The 20,223-nt window shown below is 38.5% G+C and carries 16 protein-coding genes; 7 read left to right on the top strand and 9 right to left on the bottom strand.

What is annotated here, in order from left to right; genetic code table 11:
- Positions 1–114: 114 nt before the first annotated feature.
- Entirely contained in the window at positions 115–1,242 is a 1,128-nt protein-coding gene (gene dnaJ, locus WCX87_RS04495) for a molecular chaperone DnaJ (protein WP_345980851.1), read from the top strand.
- Positions 1,239–1,583, top strand: a complete 345-nt coding sequence (locus WCX87_RS04490; protein ID WP_345980850.1) for a hypothetical protein — start codon at positions 1,239–1,241, stop codon at positions 1,581–1,583. Before dnaJ ends, WCX87_RS04490 begins: the two co-directional genes overlap by 4 nt.
- Positions 1,584–1,609: 26 nt before the next feature.
- Here WCX87_RS04490 and WCX87_RS04485 read toward each other — a convergent pair whose 3' ends face one another.
- The 6 genes from WCX87_RS04485 to WCX87_RS04460 form a co-directional block, all read right to left on the bottom strand.
- Positions 1,610–2,305 carry a TIGR02453 family protein gene (locus WCX87_RS04485; protein ID WP_345980849.1) on the bottom strand — a complete coding sequence of 232 codons (696 nt, stop codon included), beginning with the start codon at positions 2,303–2,305 and terminating at the stop codon, positions 1,610–1,612.
- Between the two features lie 6 nt (positions 2,306–2,311).
- Entirely contained in the window at positions 2,312–5,425 is a 3,114-nt protein-coding gene (ccsA, locus tag WCX87_RS04480; RefSeq protein ID WP_345980848.1) for a cytochrome c biogenesis protein CcsA, read from the bottom strand.
- Positions 5,426–5,605: 180 nt separating this feature from the next.
- Entirely contained in the window at positions 5,606–8,332 is a 2,727-nt protein-coding gene (gene polA / locus WCX87_RS04475) for a DNA polymerase I (protein ID WP_345980847.1), read from the bottom strand.
- 205 nt (positions 8,333–8,537) lie between these two features.
- Entirely contained in the window at positions 8,538–9,347 is an 810-nt protein-coding gene (locus WCX87_RS04470; protein ID WP_345980846.1) for an HDOD domain-containing protein, read from the bottom strand.
- A 56-nt stretch (positions 9,348–9,403) separates the two neighbouring features.
- Positions 9,404–9,808: an Rrf2 family transcriptional regulator gene (locus WCX87_RS04465; protein WP_345980845.1), complete on the bottom strand. Its 405-nt coding sequence runs from the start codon at positions 9,806–9,808 to the stop codon at positions 9,404–9,406.
- A gap of 3 nt (positions 9,809–9,811) precedes the next feature.
- On the bottom strand, positions 9,812–10,255 hold the full coding sequence (locus tag WCX87_RS04460; RefSeq protein WP_345980844.1) for a DUF4395 family protein: 444 nt from the start codon (positions 10,253–10,255) through the stop codon (positions 9,812–9,814).
- Positions 10,256–10,503: 248 nt separating this feature from the next.
- Between WCX87_RS04460 and WCX87_RS04455 the strand changes: the two genes are divergently transcribed.
- The 5 genes from WCX87_RS04455 to WCX87_RS04435 all read left to right on the top strand — a co-directional run bounded on the left by WCX87_RS04455 (position 10,504) and on the right by WCX87_RS04435 (position 17,226).
- Positions 10,504–11,871: a TolC family protein gene (locus tag WCX87_RS04455; RefSeq protein WP_345980843.1), complete on the top strand. Its 1,368-nt coding sequence runs from the start codon at positions 10,504–10,506 to the stop codon at positions 11,869–11,871.
- On the top strand, positions 11,871–12,659 hold the full coding sequence (locus WCX87_RS04450; RefSeq protein ID WP_345980842.1) for an efflux RND transporter periplasmic adaptor subunit: 789 nt from the start codon (positions 11,871–11,873) through the stop codon (positions 12,657–12,659). The genes WCX87_RS04455 and WCX87_RS04450 overlap by 1 nt, the downstream gene beginning before the upstream one ends.
- Before the next feature lie 9 nt (positions 12,660–12,668).
- Complete coding sequence (locus tag WCX87_RS04445; protein ID WP_345980841.1) at positions 12,669–14,255, top strand: efflux RND transporter permease subunit; 1,587 nt, start codon at positions 12,669–12,671, stop codon at positions 14,253–14,255.
- Entirely contained in the window at positions 14,255–15,967 is a 1,713-nt protein-coding gene (locus WCX87_RS04440) for an efflux RND transporter permease subunit (protein ID WP_345980840.1), read from the top strand. The genes WCX87_RS04445 and WCX87_RS04440 overlap by 1 nt, the downstream gene beginning before the upstream one ends.
- A gap of 152 nt (positions 15,968–16,119) precedes the next feature.
- On the top strand, positions 16,120–17,226 hold the full coding sequence (locus tag WCX87_RS04435) for a GGDEF domain-containing protein (RefSeq protein WP_345980839.1): 1,107 nt from the start codon (positions 16,120–16,122) through the stop codon (positions 17,224–17,226).
- Here WCX87_RS04435 and WCX87_RS04430 read toward each other — a convergent pair.
- From WCX87_RS04430 to WCX87_RS04420, 3 genes are all read right to left on the bottom strand, one after another.
- A complete protein-coding gene (locus WCX87_RS04430; protein ID WP_345980838.1) occupies positions 17,221–17,997 on the bottom strand; it encodes a TOBE domain-containing protein in 777 nt (258 codons plus the stop codon). The two genes, WCX87_RS04435 and WCX87_RS04430, sit on opposite strands and share 6 nt — an antisense overlap.
- A gap of 157 nt (positions 17,998–18,154) precedes the next feature.
- A complete protein-coding gene (gene serA / locus WCX87_RS04425) occupies positions 18,155–19,741 on the bottom strand; it encodes a phosphoglycerate dehydrogenase (protein ID WP_345980837.1) in 1,587 nt (528 codons plus the stop codon).
- Positions 19,723–20,223: a hypothetical protein gene (locus WCX87_RS04420; protein WP_345980836.1), complete on the bottom strand. Its 501-nt coding sequence runs from the start codon at positions 20,221–20,223 to the stop codon at positions 19,723–19,725. Before WCX87_RS04420 ends, serA begins: the two co-directional genes overlap by 19 nt.

Raw genomic sequence — 20,223 nt, 5'->3', positions numbered from 1 at the left:
ATACCTTGAAATAATTTTTATTATTGTAGCAAGTTATAGTTAATATATAAGTAATACATCAACTACTTTCGTTATAATTCCAAAAAAATTTATTAAAGTTACGGAGAAAGTGTTTTGGAAAATTTAAGTTATTACGAAATATTAGAGATAGACCAAAATGCAGATAAAACTGTAATCAAAAAAGCTTATAGAAGACTTGCAAAAGAGCATCACCCTGACAAGAACCAAGGTGATCCAGAGGCTGAAGCAAAATTCAAATATATCAACGAAGCCTACCAAGTTCTAAGCGATGATAAACAAAGGTCTATCTACGACAGATACGGTAAAGAAGGTCTTCAAGGCATGGGCGGCGGCGGTCGTTCATCATCAGGTATGGGTGGATTCGAAGACCTTGGAAGCATCTTTGAAGAGATGTTCGGCGGCGGTTTCGGCGGCGGTTCCAGACGTTCTCGTGCAGATATGGACAAATACCCTCTTGATATGAACGTAGATATAACGATCAGTTTTAACGAGGCAGTATTTGGTTGTGAAAAAGAGATAAATTACAAATATAAAAAAGCATGCCAAAGCTGTAAAGGCACGGGTGCAAAAGATGGAAAACTTTCAACTTGTAGCCAGTGTCAAGGAAAGGGTCAGGTCTATATCCGTCAAGGGTTTATGACCTTTTCTCAAACATGTCCGGTGTGTAACGGCGAAGGAAGCATGCCTTCAGAGAAGTGTACTGATTGCCACGGCAGCGGATACACAGAGGTCAAAGAAAGCGTAAAGATCAATGTACCAAAAGGGATTGATAACGGCAATAGACTCAGAGTCGGCGGACGCGGTAACATTGGTAAAAATGGACATCGCGGTGACCTGTATGTCACATTTAAAGTAAAAGCAGACAAACACTTCATCAGAAGTGAAAACGACGTCTACATCGAGATACCTGTATTTTTCACTCAGGCGATAACGGGTGATGAGATCACTATCCCTTCACTCACAGGTGAGCTAAAACTGCAACTTGATGTAGGAACACGCGATAAACAGCAGTTTAAATTCAGAAATGAAGGTATAGAGGATGTTCACGGTCACGGAAAAGGTGATCTGATCGCACAGGTCAATATCACTTACCCGAAAAAGCTTACCGAAGAACAGCGTCAGCTTCTATCAAAGCTGCAAGAGTCTTTCGGTATAGAATCAAAACCGCATGAAAGTGTGTTAGATTCTGCGATCGACAAGATGAAAAGCTGGTTTAAGTGAAAGAGCATATCCCATCTTTGATGATGGCAGGATTTATACTCTTTTTGGTGCTGAGTCTCTGGAAAGTTTATAAATTTCTGCCAAACAAGCAACTTGAAGATGACGATAACACTATAGAATCTATCGAACAGTTAACATGTATTATGTTAGCTGTTATCAAAAACTACGACACCCCGCCAACTCATAATGAGCTTTTTATCGCTATAACAGAACACAATGATTTTGACAAAGAACACTTTTGGAGATTTAACCAGAATAAGCTGAATAATCTTCTACTAAAATACTATGCAAAAAATAATCTTACATCTATAGACGATATCCATAATAAACTTTCTCAATAACTCTTTTAAAAACACTCTAAAAACTATCATTTAGAAGAAAGACTCATCTCATAAAGCCATCTATGAAGGGGTGCCATCGTTTCGTAGTCTTTAAAAAGAGTATCTATCAATCTGTCACCATCCTCTATGAGATGAGGATCGTATATCTTATATGCCGCCATCTCTTTATAAAGTGAAAGTTCTGCATGAGGCATCGCAGAGGTAAAGCCTTTTGGAAATCTTTTCATCGAAGGTTCTAAAAGCTTATAGCCTTTTTCTTGCAGATCTTTTAAGATAGCTGCCAGTTCTGCTCTGTGCTCATCGTCTTTTATATACTCTCTGTAGGCGTCTTGTATCTCTTTTTCAAACCATCGTATTCCTACAGCTACAAACAGCTCTTCTATGCCGTAGTGCATATAAAAACTGCTGCATTGAAGACGTTTTCCCTCTCCCTGCCAAAAGATGTAGCCTATACGTGTCTTTATGGGGTCGCTTAGTGCTGTTTTGTTTCTTCTTATGTCTTTGTATATACGAAAGAGCGATGCGTTGATCTTGGGGATAGCGTTGATTGTAGGCTCTATGGCCATGAGGTGTTCTCCCATCTCCTCGACAAAGTCGCGGGATGGTTCTAGTATAAGCTGTTCATAGCGTGATTTCTGTGTTAAAAACCACTCTTTGTTATTGTTGTCACGGATCTCTTTTAAAAAAGGGATCACCTCTTTTGAAAATCCGTTAAAACCCATTTTACCCTACTTTGCTAGCTGTCTGTTTCTAAATGCCAGTGCAATAAGAGCAAAGATGATCAGGTATGTCACAGGCACGAAATCAGGGATCGGAACCGGATCTCCTTTTGCATATGAGTGCATACCTGCAAGGTAATAGTTTACACCGAAATATGTCATGATGACCGATGTAAACGCCAACAATGAGATAACACTGTAATTAAAAGGATTATATATCGCTTTTATAAATCTCAAGTGCACAACGACTGCATATACAAGGATCGTCACAAGTGCCCAAGTCTCTTTTGGATCCCATCCCCAGTAGCGTCCCCAGCTCTCATTTGCCCAGACACCGCCTAAGAAGTTACCGACTGTAAGCAGAGCAAGACCGATAAGCAGACTCATCTCATTGATAGCATTAAGCTCCAAGATAGAGCTGCTGATGCGCTTCTCGTTTTTCTTGTTTTTCAACACAAACAAGATGACCGTGATAAATCCTAAAAGTGCTCCAAGCCCTAAGAAACCGTAACTAGCAGTGATCATAGAAACGTGGATGCTTAACCAGTATGACTGAAGTACAGGCACAAGGTTAGTCACTTTCGGATCCATCCAGCTCAGGTGTGCGACAAACAGGATCAGACCTGCAAGTATCGATGTCGAAGCAAGTGTGATCGGCGAGTGTTTAGAGAAGATAAATCCTGCCAGCACAGTTGCCCATGCGATGTAGACCATAGACTCAAAACCATTTGACCACGGTGCGTGACCAGAGATATACCATCTCACTGCAAGACCCATAGTATGCGCTATAAAGAACGCTATAAGCAGGAACATCGCAGATTTGCTGAAGATACTTATATTGAACGACGGTCTCAGTATCTTGATAAACGATAGTCCTAAAAGAACAAAACCGACTAAAAAGTATAAAGGCCAAAGTTTTTCAAATACGTTTGAGTGGTTATATGCTATCTCTAAAGAGATCTTTCTGTCATCAGGGTACACGGATGCACCATAAAACTTCTGATATTTTTCTATCCCTGTTAAAGCTTCGTTAGCTTTGCTCCAATCTCCCGATTGGATAGCTTTATCGATACTTGTAAAGTAGTTGATAGCTATATTTCTAATGCTTAACGATGTCATCTGATTAAAGTTCTGCAGTGCGTCTACCGTTGCAAACCATTTATGGCTTACATCGTTTGGTTTTGGCCATATCTTGATGATCTGACCTGTATAGACCATAAATGCGACATTCACACGTTCATCTACAGCCAGCACTGCTTTATCGAACTTATCTCTGTTCTTTGGTGCTTTACGTATCGCTTCATCAGCATATTTTTCAAGTTTATATCCCTGCATATCGTTTGGAAAATCGAAAAACTGCGAGAACGATGCATATTTTTCTCCTTCAGGAATACCAAGAACTTTGTTTATCTCTTTATTTGACGTATTGATCATCTTTATCTCACGCCAGACATCCGGACGAACCATCATCCCAAGAATAACCTGATTTGCATCAAGACCAAGGATAGAATTACCTCTATGTATCTTATTTAAAATCTCCATAGAAAGAGTATCAAGAGGTTTCATACGTCCGCTGCTGTCTTGAACGATAAGTTCACCGAACTTTTGTGCATGGGCTTTATCAATAGATTTTACGGTCTTGATAATAGGATTTAACTCTTCAGCATGAGAACTGCTGTATGTGAACATCATCGCCAGTGCCAAAAATGCTGCAGCAGTTCTGCTTGCACTTATCTCTTTTGCTTTTTTAGAAAGTTTTGCAAACCTTCCGTTTGGCATAAGAAGTGAACCAAACATACCGATTGCAAGCATCAGGTATCCTATATAAGTTATTATCGTACCCGGATCGTTATTTACAGAAAGCACGGTTCCCCTTTCATCTTGGTCGTATGAAGATTGAAAAAATCTATATCCGCGATGATCAAGTATATGATTCATATAGATGCGGTAAGGCTCTTCCATGTTTTGTTCTCTATCGATCAGTGTCACTTCACTCGCGTAAGACGCCGGAGACATAGAACCGGGATAACGTTCAAGCTGGAAATCGTTAAGTTTTATGCCAAAAGGCAGGTTAATGATCTTCGCACCGTAATTGAGTGAGACTTTCACACCGTCTACATCAACACTCACATCATCTCCTACTTCACCCGGTTTACCGTAAATAAGAACAGATTTTTTGTCATTTGCATCACTTATCTCAAAACGCAGTGCATCCATTCCAGGATTTTTAGCTTTTGCATTTGGATTGCGAATAAGCTTCTTCGATGCAGATGCATAGAACTGACGAAGTACGATATTTGTAGATTTATATGTATGAAGCGTACGTGTCAGAAACTCCTCTTTTGCGTTAGCTTTTAGGTCTCCACTGCTTCTGTCGTCCATTTTCAGGTATGTCAGATCCATCGGATGGTTGATATACAGTTTACCGTTCTCGACAAACATCTCGATAACAGGCTTGTCAAACTTTTTACCTGAACCAAAATCAAGCACTAAATCACCCGTCTCAAAAAACTCGCCTTGTGAAAGCTGAACACTCTCACCCTGCCCGTTTAACGTGATCATCATATTAGCGATAGGTCCGCCGTTTTTATCTTCAACAAGCTGTACGACCGCATCAGGAATATATTCGGTAAGTTTTACATGTAACTCTTTTGATCCGACTTTTAAGTCTTGGTCATAGCTGTTAGATGATCTTTTTGAAAGATAAAGTACTTTTGCACTCTCAACGTTACTGCTGCCGTCGCTTGCTTTGATGTTTAAGTAAGGTTCAGAACTCGTCATTACTGATGATGTCTGTCCCTCGCGGATGTGCATCATCCCTTCAAAGCCAGTATAACGTGTTACTGCAGCACCGATAAGTATCACAAAAAATGAGATGTGAAATGTCAGTACAAGCGCTTTGCTTTTTGTGTACATCTTAAAGTTAATAATATTTAAAAATAGATTGATCGCAAGCAATCCCATAAGGAGTTCAAACCATCTTGTGTTGTAGATATCGGCTTTTGCCGTCATAGTTCCAAAGTCATTCTCTATGATAGTCGCGTATCCTATAGAGAATGCAAAAATGAGCATCAAAACAGCCATTGTTTTCATCGAGCCCATAAAAGATAATATCTTTTTCATCATACCGCCTTTTTTTTGTACAAAATTCAGCTAACTACGACGGCTTTTATGTCGTCATAATTGGCTAAATTCATTAATTGAGTCAGCATTGTAATAAAACATAGTAAACACACCATTAAAGGAGCTGAAAAAACAAATTTGTTAAGCTTCATTAAATTTAAAAAACTTATATTTATCATCTTATTTAAGTTCTCCCCAGTTATCACCTATATTTAAGGATGCTTTGAGAGGGATATTGAGCTCATAAATATCTTCCATGATCTTCTGAAATCTTTCTCCAAGTTCCTGTGCAACATCCTCATCTACCTCGAATATCAGTTCATCGTGGATCTGTAAAAGCATCTTCGCTTTTAACCCTTCCTCTTTTATGATCCTGTCTATTTTGTTCATAGAAAGTTTTATAAGGTCAGACACGCTGCCTTGAAACTTAGTATTTACACTTTCTCTCTCAAATGCGGCTTTTAGCATCGGCGTCGCTTTTGCATAGTCAAAATAGCGTCTGCGGCGAAGCAATGTCTCTACATATCCCTTCTCTTTGCTGTCTTCGATGATATAATTAAAATACTCTTTGACGTTATGAAACTTTTCAAAATAGGTCGTGATGATATCTTTTGCCTCTTTTGTAGTTATACCAAGAGTATCTGAGAGCTTCTTCTGCCCCATCCCGTACAGAAGTCCGAAGTTTACGGTCTTTGCGATATTTCTCTTACTCGGTGCTTCGTCCTCTCCAAAAAGTACTATAGCTGTCTGAAGGTGGATATCTTTATCCTCTTTAAACGCATGGACGAGTACTTTGTCTTCACTAAAGTGTGCAAGAAGTCTAAGCTCTATCTGCGAGTAGTCTATTCCTACAAGCTTTTTGCCTTTTGGTGCCACGAAACCTCTGCGTATCTTGACACCAAGGTCACTTCTAACAGGGATATTTTGAAGATTTGGATTTTTTGAGCTCAGACGTCCCGTTGCCGTTCCTGTTTGTATAAAAGAGGTATGCACACGGCTGTCATCGCTCTCTTGTGAAAGTTTTAAAAGCGGCTCGATATATGTAGAATAGAGCTTATGAACCTCTCTATAATCAAGTATATGTCTTATGATCTCATGCTCATCGACAAGAGAGCTTAACACCTTCTCATCAGTCGAGTAGCCTGTCTTTGTCTTTTTACCAGAAGGAAGAGCAAGTGTTTCAAACAAGATACCTCCAAGCTGCTGCGGAGAGTTAAGGTTGAATTCGCATCCCGCTATAGCGTATATCTCTTTTGTAAGCGAGGTAAGTCTTGTCTTCACCTCTTCTAAAAATTCGGATAAAAATCCGCTGTCAACGGCTATACCGCTTTGCTCCATTCTGAGAAGCGTAGAGATAAACGGGTACTCAACGTTGGCTGCTTCATCTAAAAGGTACTCTGTAGAGTTGTGTTTAAACTTTTGGACTAGCTGGTTGTACAGACGAAGCGTGATGAGCGCATCTTCTGCTGCATATTTACAGGCATCGTCAAGTTCTACAGAAGCAAAAGTCTCACCTTTTTTGACCGTGTCTTTAAAAGAGATCATAGTATGATTTAGCATCGTTGATGAGAGATGATCAAGTGAGAGTTTTCCCTCAGGGTTATGAAGCCATGCAAGGATCATACTGTCGCCGTAGATATCAAGGTCCATTCCCAGATACTTTGTCACAAAGTGAAGATCGAACTTGATGTTGTGCCCTACTACCTTACATGTAAAGATCTTTTTGATAGCCTCTTTTGCATCATCTGAACCTATCTGCTCCGGTGCTCCAAGGTATGAATGGGCAAGCGGCACATAAAAGGCCTGTTTCTCATCAAAACAAAAACTGAATCCGACAAGCGTGTCTTTATAAGGATCAAGCCCTGTTGTCTCCGTATCAAAAGCTACGATCTCATTACCGGTAAGAGCTGACAATACACTTTCTAGCGCTTTTTTCTCCGTTATCAGAGTCGTCTTGAAATCCTCCAACTTTGGCTCTTTGATAGTCTCGTAGACTACCTCGACACCGTTTTGAGTACTGCTTGGCTTTTGTTCCTGCATCACTCCTTTTGCATGAAGGGCTCGGAGTATCCCGTTCATCTCATAATGTACGAGTTCATCATAGATCGGGACAAAAGGGTTCTCATAATGCATCTCATACTCATCAAAGTCAAACTCGTCAAATACATCTCTTTTAAGTGTGACAAGCTGCTTAGACATAAAAGCGTTCTCTTTGTTCTCGATCAGTTTCTTTTGGACGCCTGCAGGAGTGACCGTATCTATATTTTCATAGATGTTTTCCAAACTTCCGTAAGTAGAGATAAGTTTTTGCGCCGTCACCTTGCCTATCCCTTTTACACCAGGGACATTATCTGCGCTGTCACCAAGCAGTGACTGAAAATCGATAAACTGCTTGGGAGTGACACCATATTTCTGCATACACTCATCTTCGTTTATCGTCTTTCTTTTGATAGCATCTACAAGCACGACCTTGTCATCGTCTATCAACTGATAAAGATCTTTGTCATGCGAGACTATTTTTACGTTATAGCCTTTTTCAACAGCCAACTTTGCAACGGTAGCAATCATATCATCGGCTTCATATCCGACCATGCCAAGAGTACGAAAACCCATCTTGTCTATCCACTCTATTGCCACTGGAAGCTGCAGTGTCAGTTCATGAGGAGGTGCGGTGCGGTTTGCTTTATAGTTGGGGTCTATCTCGTTTCTAAACGTATTGCCCTTAGAGTCGATAGCAAACACAAGATAATCGCTGCTGTGTTCTTTTTGAAGCGATGAGATGAAGTTGACAAATCCTGTCAAAAGTCCGGTCGGAAAACCGTCCTTGTTACTGAGATGTTGCGGAAGTGCATAAAAACTTCTAAAAAAGAATCCAAAAGTATCTATTATCGTTACTGTCTTTGACATAAAAAAATCCCTATAAATAAATCTAAATAGAAGTATATCTAATCTTAATTTATCTTTATTTAATCCATTGCAGATAGAAATATAAAACGCTGTCTGCTATAAATCATACGAACTATATTATTGAAATTTAATGTGGAAATGGATGTGGTTTTATTCAAGGAAATGACTATTTTAAGCCACTTCCTAAAGAGGAAATGGAATGTTTTTAGAGTGTATCTAACATATCGTCGATACAATCTTCCAGCAGTTCGTGGTTATATCCTGCATCACTGGCTTTTTTTAGTCCTAAATTTATAGACATCTCGCTAAGCGGATTGTTTACCGGAATGATAGTCTTGACAATATTGAGTGCCGTTGCAAACTCAAGCATATGTTGTGACGCCAATTGCGGGAAATCCGAATAACGTATCATCTCGACAAAATCAGCATCAAATCCCCAGTGTTCAAATATTGCCGCTGTAACAGAGGCCGTCGTCTCGCCTACGTACGACTTTTCTACTGCAGCTATGTTGTGTGTCATCTCGACCTCTGACTTGAAAGTCGTAGTCTCATCTTGTTGTATGATGTAACTTGCGATCAATATCTTTCCGGTCTCTTGCAGTAACGATGCCAGAAAAAGTTGATCAGCCTTTGCTCTGTCTATCTTTTTATACCAGCAATGCATAAGAGCAGCCTGTTTTGAAGAGACCTCTGCAAACTTTTCAGATGTAGTTGCATATGGCTCCATATCGACATTTAAAAGCTTTCTGACAGAATGTCCTAAAATAATAGACCTTGTCATACTCATACCAAATAATGAAACTGCCTGAGAAACATTTTTAATATCTTTTTTAAAACTGTAAAGTGGTGAGTTCGCAGCCTTCAATAAGTTAGCAATGATCATCGGATCATCTTCTATAACTTTTACCAGATCAGCGATAGAACTATCTGGATCAAGGAATATCCTTTGTATCTCTGTGATAGTCTTTGGAAGTGGCGGAAGCGATTTTATACTTTCAAGTATAGAAATTTTCATCAAAGTACCTTAGATATTTTTAGACCTATTATATAACAACTTCCTTTATATATCTCCTAAATCGAATATGAAAATGGTTGATATGACTGATCTATCTCAGAAAGTTTTAAAGAAAACAGCTCTTGAACCCTCTTTTGGATGTCAAACCAAAACGATTCTAAGATAATACTTGAGCCTACATTTTTATCTACTTCAAAGATAGCACCCTCTAAAGATTCTATGATCTCTAAGACCGTTATCTCATGAGCCGGACGGGAAAGCTTATAACCGCCGCTCGATCCGCGGACACTAACTAACAGACCTGCTTTTCTGAGCTGAGAAAGAAGCTGTTCAAGATAACTATGTGAAAGTGACGTCATCGCCGCGATCTCTCTAACCTGCATAGTCCTTCCGTTGACTGCATGAGAAAGAACATGCATTGCTGCTAGACCGTATAAACCTTTTGAACTGACACCGACCATACACTACTCCATAAACGCGGGATATATTTTTTTAACTATAAAATAAACTTTACAACCGATACAATAACTAAAAGCGATCTCTAAAAAGCTGCAGACTAAGAAAGCTCCTGCCGTAAAGAAAATAGCCGTATCCAGTTTAAAATGATACTCGATTATAAGAAGCAGCATAAAAAAGAATCCAAATCCTGCTGCCAGTCTTTTTGCACCTGCATCTGTCATCTCTGATTTTAAAGATAAAACTCTTTGCGTAAAAAGAGAAAGATACTGAATCAGGCTGTATTCTTTTAATCCGTAAAGTCTCATCAAAAAATCCACGCTTATAAAATACAAGAACAGCACTTGTGACGTCAATAAGAACATTACTACAAAGAACGATACAAATACAGCGCTGACCCGGGCAATAGTTCCGTCGATCTGTCTAAATATTAAAGGACATGCTTTTGACATAATAGAGCCTTTTATAATTTTTATTTATGTAATAGTAATCTTTTTATAGTTTAATTACAAGTATCCATACTTGTTTACTAAGGATTATGACTTTCATTAAATATCACTTAAATTTGATTTGTAATTCTTATGAAATATAATATAATCTACTCCATAGTATTTTAAAAGAGAAAAATGACTCCAACTATCTAATATAGTTATAAGTATTATATGTTAAGATTATAAATATATTTCCATAAGGAGAATTGATGAAAAAAATTGTAGGCTTACTATCTGCCACAATGATTTTATTTGCAAACAGTATCACCTATCCGGATTCGCTGTCTCTTTCACAGGCTTTAGAGATTGTAAAGTCGGATAACCTTGAAATAAAAGTAGCTGAATTCGATAAAGAGATCGCTACAGAAGAGAGTGATATCGCGAGTGGCTACAACTACGGAAGCTTAAACCTTATACAAGATGTGGCCAGAAGTAACGATGCAGGAAATGTCTTTGGTTTTAAACTTGCATCACGTGAAGCTACTTTCGGTGACTTTGGGGCACAAGAATTTATGACTAACTTTTTAGCAGGTCATCCAGATTATGTAACACCTCCTAAAGATCTAAACTATCCGGCGGACCACAATTTTTTCCAAAGTAAACTAAAATATGAAGTAGCTCTCTTTACAGGTTTTAAGATATCAAGTTATAAAAATATCGCAGAAGCTATGAAAAAGATGAAAACTCTTGACAAAGACCAGCTTTTAAATGAAAAAATTTATCAGATCAGAAAAAGCTACTACGATATGGCACTTTTAAAAGATGCCGTAAAAAACCTTAATATAATTTTGAACAATATCAATACTCTAGAAAATATGACCAAAAGTATGATCAAAGAGGGTTATGCGAAAAATGTCGACCTCTTGGAAGTCCAAGCAAAAAAAGGTAATGTCGAACGTCTTGTAAACCAGATGACTTCTAATGAAAAACTTCTATATCACTACCTAAGTTTTTTATTAAATCGTAAAGTCACTTCCATCGAGACTCCTTATCAGGATATCAAAATGCCTTCTATCAGTGATACGGATATCATAACAAATAACATCGATATTCAAAAAGCATCGACTGGACTGGATATAAGAAAAAACATGGTCACTGCCGAGCAATCTGCATACTATCCTACTATTGGTGCATTTGCAGAGGTCTCTACGGCTGATAACACATTTTTAGGCAATGCCGATGACCACAAAGCATATACAGTCGGAGCCAGACTGACATGGAACATCTTTAACGGAGGGATCGATTCTTCGTCTGTACAGAAAGCCCGCATCGAAAGCTTAAAGACTCAGACACAAGTCGAACTTGCAAAAAAAGGGATAGTCCTTCAAGTAGCAAAAATAAAGACACAGATACAGTCTTATGATGATGATATAGCATCTTTGAAACAAGAGCTGAAACTTGCAGATCAGATATACAAAAACTACGAAGCAAGGTACCGTGAACAGCTTGCATCTATGAGCGATGTGATCATCAAACAATCTGAACAGATTGAAAAAATACTACAACTACAAGAGGTAAGAAACAAAAGAAACGAACGTATTTTTGCCTTAGAAAACATATCAAACGGAGACAAATAATGAAATATATTATAGCAATTCTACTTCTTGGTTCGGCACTTTTTGCTGAACCGATCACACTTTCTGGAAGTGTTATTTCAGATAACCAAAAAATGATCACCAGCCGTTTTATGGGGTTTGTAACACAAGTCAATGTGTCAGAGGGAGAAAAAGTAAAAAAAGGGCAACTTCTTTATACGATCGATTCAAAAGAGATAGATTCGGCACTCAACCAAGTCGAACTCGGGATCTCTCAGGCACAGCTGTCACTTCAGATGTACCAAAACCAGTATGAAAACGTTAAACTAAATTTAGAGCGTCATAAGCGTCTTTTAGAAAAAGATATGGTCTCAAAATATGATGTCGAAAACCTTGCTCTTGCAGCTAAAAACCTGGAAGACATGATATCTATTGCAACAAAACAGGTAGAACAAGCCAAAGCACGTCTTGCAGAAGTTAAAAACCAATACCAGTATCTTAATATCAAAGCTCCGAACAATGGTGTCGTCATCGCTAAGAACATCAAAGTGGGAGAGATGGCAATGCCGGGTATGCCTGCGATCGTCCTTTCAGATCTTACCGACCTTAAGATATCTGTTGAGATAGCAGAAAGTGATCTAAAAAAGTTCCCGTACGGTAAAAAAGTAAAAGTCGAGATCCCTTCAACGGGAATATCGACTATAGGTAAAGTAACGGCTATCATACCAAACTCAAATCCTATGACACACTCGTTTAAGATCAAAGTATCTTTTAAAAACAATAATGGTGTCGTATATCCCGGTATGTACGCTACTATTACTGCTGAGTAAGGTAGGACTATGAAACATAAGCCATACGAACCTAAAGACGTAGCAGGTAAACTAGCTAAAACATTTATACAAAATCCTCTTACTATGGTACTGGGTATATTTCTGCTTGCACTTGGGTATATCTCATTAGAGGTCATGCCGCGTGAAGAGAATCCTCAAATGGTCGTCAGCGGTTCGACCGTCATCGTCGCACTTCCGGGTGCTACTGCTGCTGAAGTAGAACGTGTCATAGTAAAACCTCTGGAGAGAAAACTTAAAGAGGTAAAAGGTGTCGAGCATATCTACGGCACAGCTATGGATAACGTCGGTATCGTAAATGCTGCCTTTTTCATCGGTGAGAACAAAGAAGACTCAAATCTAAAAGTCTACGACAAGATCATGCAAAACTCAAATATGTTCCCTAAAGGTGCTATGAATCCTGTTATAAAACCGCTCGATATAGATGTCGATATCCCTATCGTCTCCGTTGCATTTTACAGTAATGATAAAAATATGACCGAAACAGATCTTTATGATAATGTCAAAACTATGCAGCACTATATAAACGGTCTTCCAAACGTCGCGGTTACAGACTTAAAAGGCGGTCATAAGCACCAATACAACATAGAAGTAGATATAAATAGGTTAGCCGGTTATAATCTTTCTTTAGGTCAGATAACAAAAGCGGTTCAATCACTCTCATACAATGTACCCAACATTAAAAACAGAACAAAAGACAATCAGATTGTCATATTCGGTGTCAAAAATGCAGTTCAAAGCATAGAAGATATTAACAATATCATCGTCGCAGACTATATGGGATCGCCTATCTATCTAAAACAAGTCGCTGATGTCACGGACGGATATAACTATCAAAACTTCAAATCAGCACAGATCAGTATCCAAAGTGCAGACCATAAGTTTAGTAAACTTCAAAACCAAGTGACGCTGACAATATCGAAACTTCAAGGTACGAATGCCGTCGTGATAGCAGATGCGGTAAAAGAGGAGCTTAGCAAGTACAAAGATATGCTTGCTAAAAACGGCATCAACTACGTGATCACGAGAAATGACGGCGAACGTGCCAACGACGCCGTTAATGAACTGGTATTTCACTTGATCCTCTCTATCATTATCATCGCTATTTTGCTGATTTTCGTCCTTGGATGGAGAGAATCGCTTATTGTCACATTTACGGTCCCTGCGATCCTCGCTATTACACTGTTTGTAGCTTATCTAAGCGGTCAGACGATCAACAGGATCACGCTCTTTGCATTCCTGCTGAGCCTTGGACTTTTAGTCGATGCAGCCATCATCGTGATCGAGAACATTCACCGTCATTATCATTCTGCCGATTCGGCGCATAAAGATAAAGACGAGTTGATGATCGAAGCAACGGATGAGATCGGTGCACCGACGAACATAGCGACACTGGCGATCATTATGACGATGATACCGATGGCTTTTGTCGGACAGATGATGGGTCAGTTTATGAAACCGATCCCTGCAAATGTCCCTGTCGCACTGATAGCTTCACTTTTTGTAGCTTATATATTTACCCCTTACTTAGCAGTAAGAATACTCAAAAGACCTAAGCATAATGAGGAGCACAAATAATGTTTGCAAAATTTGAACAAGCTGTATTAAAAGGTATTCAAAGTCAGAAGCAAAGAAAATACATTATTCTCGGTACCATTGCTGCACTTTTTTTATCGATTATGATGATACCTACGGAGCTCGTTTTAGCGAAGATGCTGCCGGGTAAAAACAATGATACATTTAACATCTATGTAAAACTCCCTCAGGGAAGCTCGATCGAGCAGACGAACAGCGTGACGAACTGTGTTGCATCTATTATACAAAAAGAGAAAGAAGTAACGGATCTAGAAGTGTTTTTAGGCATGGGATCACCGCTTGACTTTGCAGGACTGATCAAAGGCTCACAGTTTAAGAACTCTGAAAATGTCGCAGAACTAGTTGTCAATCTGACAAAAAAACATGAAAGAGAAGAACCGTCATATATGATGGTACAACGCCTTCGTCCTGTCATATTAAAAAGCTGTCAATCTATCGTAAAAGAGAGCGATATCTCTTTTGTCGAGCCTCCTGCCGGTCCGCCGACACTTGCAGCAATCGTTGCAGAGATATACGGAAACGATGCTAAAGGGATCAGAGAGTTAGCTGATAAAGTCGATGGTATATTTAAAAAGACCAAAGGTCTCGTTGACGTCGATACTATGGAAGATGCTATCTATGATACTTTTGATATCAAAGTCAACCCTGAAAAAGCTGCACGTTCGGGTGTCAGTATAAAACAGATCAACGATATCATGTACCTAGCATTTGAAGGGATGGATATAGCTGTTAAGAACTCTCCGAAATATAATGATCAGATACCTATATTTTTATCACTCAGCGACAGCTCAAAAAGGTTTACGACAAAAGATCTGGATGCTTTAAGAGCGAAACTTTCAAGCTTGAAACTTATGAATAAATTCGGCATGATGGTTCCTATAACAGAGATGGTCAGTATCGTATCAACAAAATCGAATCCGACTATAATGAGTAAAGACCTGCACCAGATGACCAATGTGATGGCCGAAACTGATATGGTCTCTCAGGTCTATCCTCTTATCGATGCTAGAGCCCAGATACTAAAAGAGTTAAGCAACGATTATGATATAACAAAGACTGGACTGTTTGATCTGGAACTCAAAGACAAAAAAAGCGGTAAAGTCTACGAACTGAAATGGGATGGCGAAATGAAAGTGACGCTTGATACTTTTAGAGATCTCGGCGGTGCTTTTATAGCAGCGTTAGTACTTATTTTCCTGTTAATGGTCGTGTATTACAAAAGCTATACACTCAGCGGCATCATCCTGATCGGAAGTTTCCTTTCTATCATAGGTGTTATCGTCGGTCACTGGATAATGGATATATTTACGACGGATACTTTCTTTTTAACAGCGACTTCTCTTATCGGATTTATCGCTCTTATCGGTATCAGCTCTCGTAACTCGCTGCTGCTTATCGATTTTACAAAATCTCTTATGCATGACAAAGGTATGCATAAAGCCGATGCCATCGCTTACGCAACTGCAACACGTGCAAAACCGATTTTCCTTACGGCAACGGCGATCATCCTTGCTTCGACACTTCTAGCAGGAGATGCGGTATTCGGTGGACTTGGAGTCTCTTTGATATTCGGGACTATCGCAGCTGTGATCGCATCACTTATGGTTGTACCGATACTGCTATACAATGCAGACTTGGAAAAACATTTCCATTTCCATGAGAAAAAAGCTGTATCTATAACAGATCCTCTATAAACTGTTTCGTACATGTAAGCTTACATGTACGAAATTAATCTATCAATGACTATTCACATAAAGCCTCAGACTCCTAAAAGAGATTTATATATGATATAATAAATCCAAATTGACTGTTTCAATTCAAATTTAACAATAAAAGTTAATCATATATGCTCGATAGCCTCAAATACAAGTTTTGTAACTATGATCTTTTTAGTTTTAAAGACAAAAAGATGCAAAAGAGGTTTAATGATTGGAGAGAACCTTCAAGATTTAGACAGACCTCTAGAATAACGATCTTAACAGCATCACTATACATACTATACGCCTTTTTAGATAGACTGGTAGCACCTGCACAAACCGTAGACTTGATGATAACCATCCACCTCTACGCTATCCCTTCCATTCTTTTTCTGATATCGTTAATGGCATATCTCAAGAGATACTGCTTTTGGATGACATCACTGCTCATCATAGCTCCTGTACTTGCAGCTATGGGAAACTTGATGATCGCATCCGAATTTGAGGGATATACGATCTATATAACTGAGATCTATCTTATAATATTCTGGATATTCACGGTATCAGGATTAAAACTTTTTCATGCTACACTAAGTGCTTTGAGCGTGTTTACACTATCTGCCGTGACTATATACAATATATATCCTGCGCAGATACATGAGTTTATAATGCATATCTTTTGGATGCTTGCATCTTTGTCATTTGGCTTTTTAGACGGTTATCTTTTAGAGGACTCGAACAGATCCACTTTTTTAAAACAGGAGGAGCTTGAAAAACTTGCATCGACCGATAAATTAACCGGTCTATACAACCGCGCAAAATTAGAAGAGGTACTCAAGAGTGAACTAGATCAAAGTAAAAGGTATGGCCGTACTTTTGGTATGCTTATTTTAGATATAGATTATTTTAAAGATATAAACGACACCTATGGACATCTCATAGGTGATGACTTTTTAGTCGAATTGACTAATGTTATTAAAAAGTCTACTCGTTCATCAGATACATTAATAAGATGGGGCGGAGAGGAGTTTGTAATAATCTGTTTGGAAACAGATAAGCAGGATGCTATCACACTTGCTCAAAATATAAGACAAAACGTAGAAAAAACTCCCTTTAAGACAGTCGGATCAAAAACGGTAAGTATTGGTGTAACCGTAAATAAAAACGATGATGATGTCTACTCCATAACAACAAGAGCGGATGAAGCACTCTACAAAGCAAAAAGCGAGGGGAGAAACCGCGTAGAGTTTTTATAGTCCTACGATTATATTATTACAGGCAATACTTGCAAATGCTTTTTTACCCACACGAAAAGAGTCTAACTCGTCTTTACCCAAAAGTGTCACCAAGAGAGTCTTGTCATTGATACGAAGTGCAAGTTCGGAGTTTAATTCCGTACTTTGTATCGATTCAATCGTTCCCTCTAGTATATTTAAGTTATCCGTCTCTTTTGGCGCTGTAGCATGTATCTTGATGTCACTGGATTTTATGATCGCATAGATATCACTGCCTACATGCAGGTTCATACTGTTGACCGATTTAGAAGTAATAGTAGAGAGTATCTTACTCCCGCCGGAAAGGTCTATCGTGATAATGGAACTGAGTTCATTTACATCGATCTTTGATATTTTTGCCGGTATTTGATTTCTAGCACTTGTCGTAAGGAAAGTCCTGTTAAGAATCTTGGCAAGCAGTTCAGGACTATCTCCTGCTTCACTAAAGCGGTCGATAAATTGACGGTGAAGTTCATGTAATCTATTATATGTTTGTATCAGCTCATGAGCATATGGTGTAAGTGTAGTTCCGCCGCCGCCTTTACCGCCTACTTTTCTTTGAATGATCGGCTCATCTGCAAGCTCATTCATACTGTTAATGCGTTCCCATGCAGCTTTATAGCTCATCTTCATCTCTTTTGCCGCTGCATTTATGGAACCGGTTTTTTCAATCAGATTTAGAAGTTCTATCCTCCCTGAGCCTAAAAAGCTTCGTCCATCTTTCGTAAGCCAAAAACGACCGTCTATTTCCATCTCGAACTACCTTTACTTTTAAAACTATAGATTTACAAACCCTAAATTAAATTATTACATTTTACAATTATTTACATAAATTTGAAGAGAATAAGAAAATTATAACGGGATTTAAAAAGAGAAGATTTAAGTAGAAGATAACTTCTACTTAAAATGATTATATTCTTGCGTAACTTACGCTGATGCAAGCTTCAAGGTTGCTAAGTTCTTTTAGTACTGTATCGCTGACAGCGCTGTCAACGATGATCACTGCAAGTGCCTCTGCTTTAGAGTTTCTTCCAAGACGGAAATCCGAGATATTTACGTTATGGCTTGCTAGTATCGTACCGACACTTCCGATCACTCCCGGAACGTCGGTATTTTTAAAGAATATCAAGTTGCCTTTTAAAGCAACATCAACACTAAATCCGTCGATCTCTACGATACGTTGGATATTATCGTCGAATATTGTCGCTCTGATAGTCGTTACTGTTTTATCTGTCGTTAGTTTTACGGTGATAAGGTTTTTATACACAGATGAGTCAGCTAGAGCCTCAGTCTCGACTTTAATACCTTTCTCTTTTGCAATAAAATCAGCATTTACATAGTTGATAGTATCTCCGCTGTTTTCAGCTAAAGCTCCAACTGTAACGAATGTTGAAAGAGAATCAACAAACTCTGCTATAGCACCCTGTCCGCTTACTTTGATAGAAACGATCGGAGCACGGTTCTTTTGAGAAGCAAGGAAACCTAACTTTTGTCCCATCTCCATATACGGTTTTACAAATGCAGGTATTTTGCTTTCATCTATAGGAAGATTGAATGCATTTGGATATGCCATACCTTTTGCAGCTTGAATAGCCTGATCAGCCGCTTGTACACCGATGTTGTACTGAGATTCATACGTATTTGCACCTAAGTGAGGAGAAACGATAATATTATCTAAGTCTAGTAAAGGATTGCTTGTAGCCGGTTCTTTAACGAAAACGTCTATACCTGCAAAACGGATCTTACCAGATTTTAAACCGTTATAAAGAGCTTCCTCATTGTAAAGACCACCACGAGCACAGTTCACTAAAACTACGCCGTCTTTCATCTTAGCGATCTCTTTTTCATTAATAATATCGATAGTCTCACTGTTTTTCGGAGTATGGATCGTGATAACGTCACAAGCTAGGATATCATCAAAGTTTTCAGTATATACCATATCAAGATCAGTTACTTTTGACGGATGAATATATGGATCGTATGCAACGATATCCATCTCAAAAGCTTTCGCACGTTTTGCAACGCGTGAACCGATATTACCAAAACCGATAACACCTAGTTTTTTGCCTTTTAGTTCATAACCGTACCATTTTTCACGTTTCCAGATACGTTGATTTTTAAGGTGGTCATGAGAGTATGGGAACATTCTCATACATGAAAGCATATGAGCCATTGTAAGTTCGACTGCAGCAATAGTGTTTGCTGTTGGTACGTTCATAACGATGATACCCTCTTTAGAACAGCCTTCGATATCGACATTATCAACACCCACACCTGCACGAACGATAGCTTTCATATTTTTAGCATGTGCTATAAATTTTTCATCAACATCAGTAGAACTACGTGTAATAGCTACATCAGCATCTACTAACATATTTAAAAGTTCTGTTTTATCAACATCTGCAGCAAAAACATAGTTTATGTTTTCATCATCCTGAAGCATTTTAAGTCCAGCTTCATGAATATGATCACAAACTATTACTGTACTTTTTTCCATTGTTTCTCCTCTTTATAAGGCAAAATTTTTGCATTTATATCATAAGTTTGTAAAGCTTTTACTAATGAATCTAATTTACTCTTTTGCTCAGAGTAAATAAGAAGTTTGGTATCTAAATGATCTTTTTTAAGATAATATCGCATTTTATGCTGTTTCAATACTTCTTGCAAACAAAAAAATTGATACGGGTCAGAGATAGATGCATTCAGTTGATAAATTTTTGTTAAAACGATCTGTTGAGAAAGGTCCAGATCGACAAAAATCTCGTTTACAGGATAGAAGTATCCACCCTGCTCACTTTTGGAGAGATGATTTAACCATAAAGTCTCAGGCTTCTCATCTTTTATTTTTGTATTTTTTATTTTTAATTCATCTACCGCTTGCATATCTTCAGACGGATTTATATCTATCAAAAATATAACAATAAAAATAGCGACTCCAACTGTTACGATCGGAGTCAGCCATTTAAAAGCACTTTGCAT

The sequence above is a fragment of the Sulfurimonas sp. HSL3-2 genome (assembly GCF_039645965.1).
GTDB classification, from domain to species: Bacteria; Campylobacterota; Campylobacteria; order Campylobacterales; family Sulfurimonadaceae; genus Hydrocurvibacter; species Hydrocurvibacter mobilis.
Note: the sequence above shows the minus strand (reverse complement) of the source record. Positions and strands in the feature narration are given on the sequence as shown.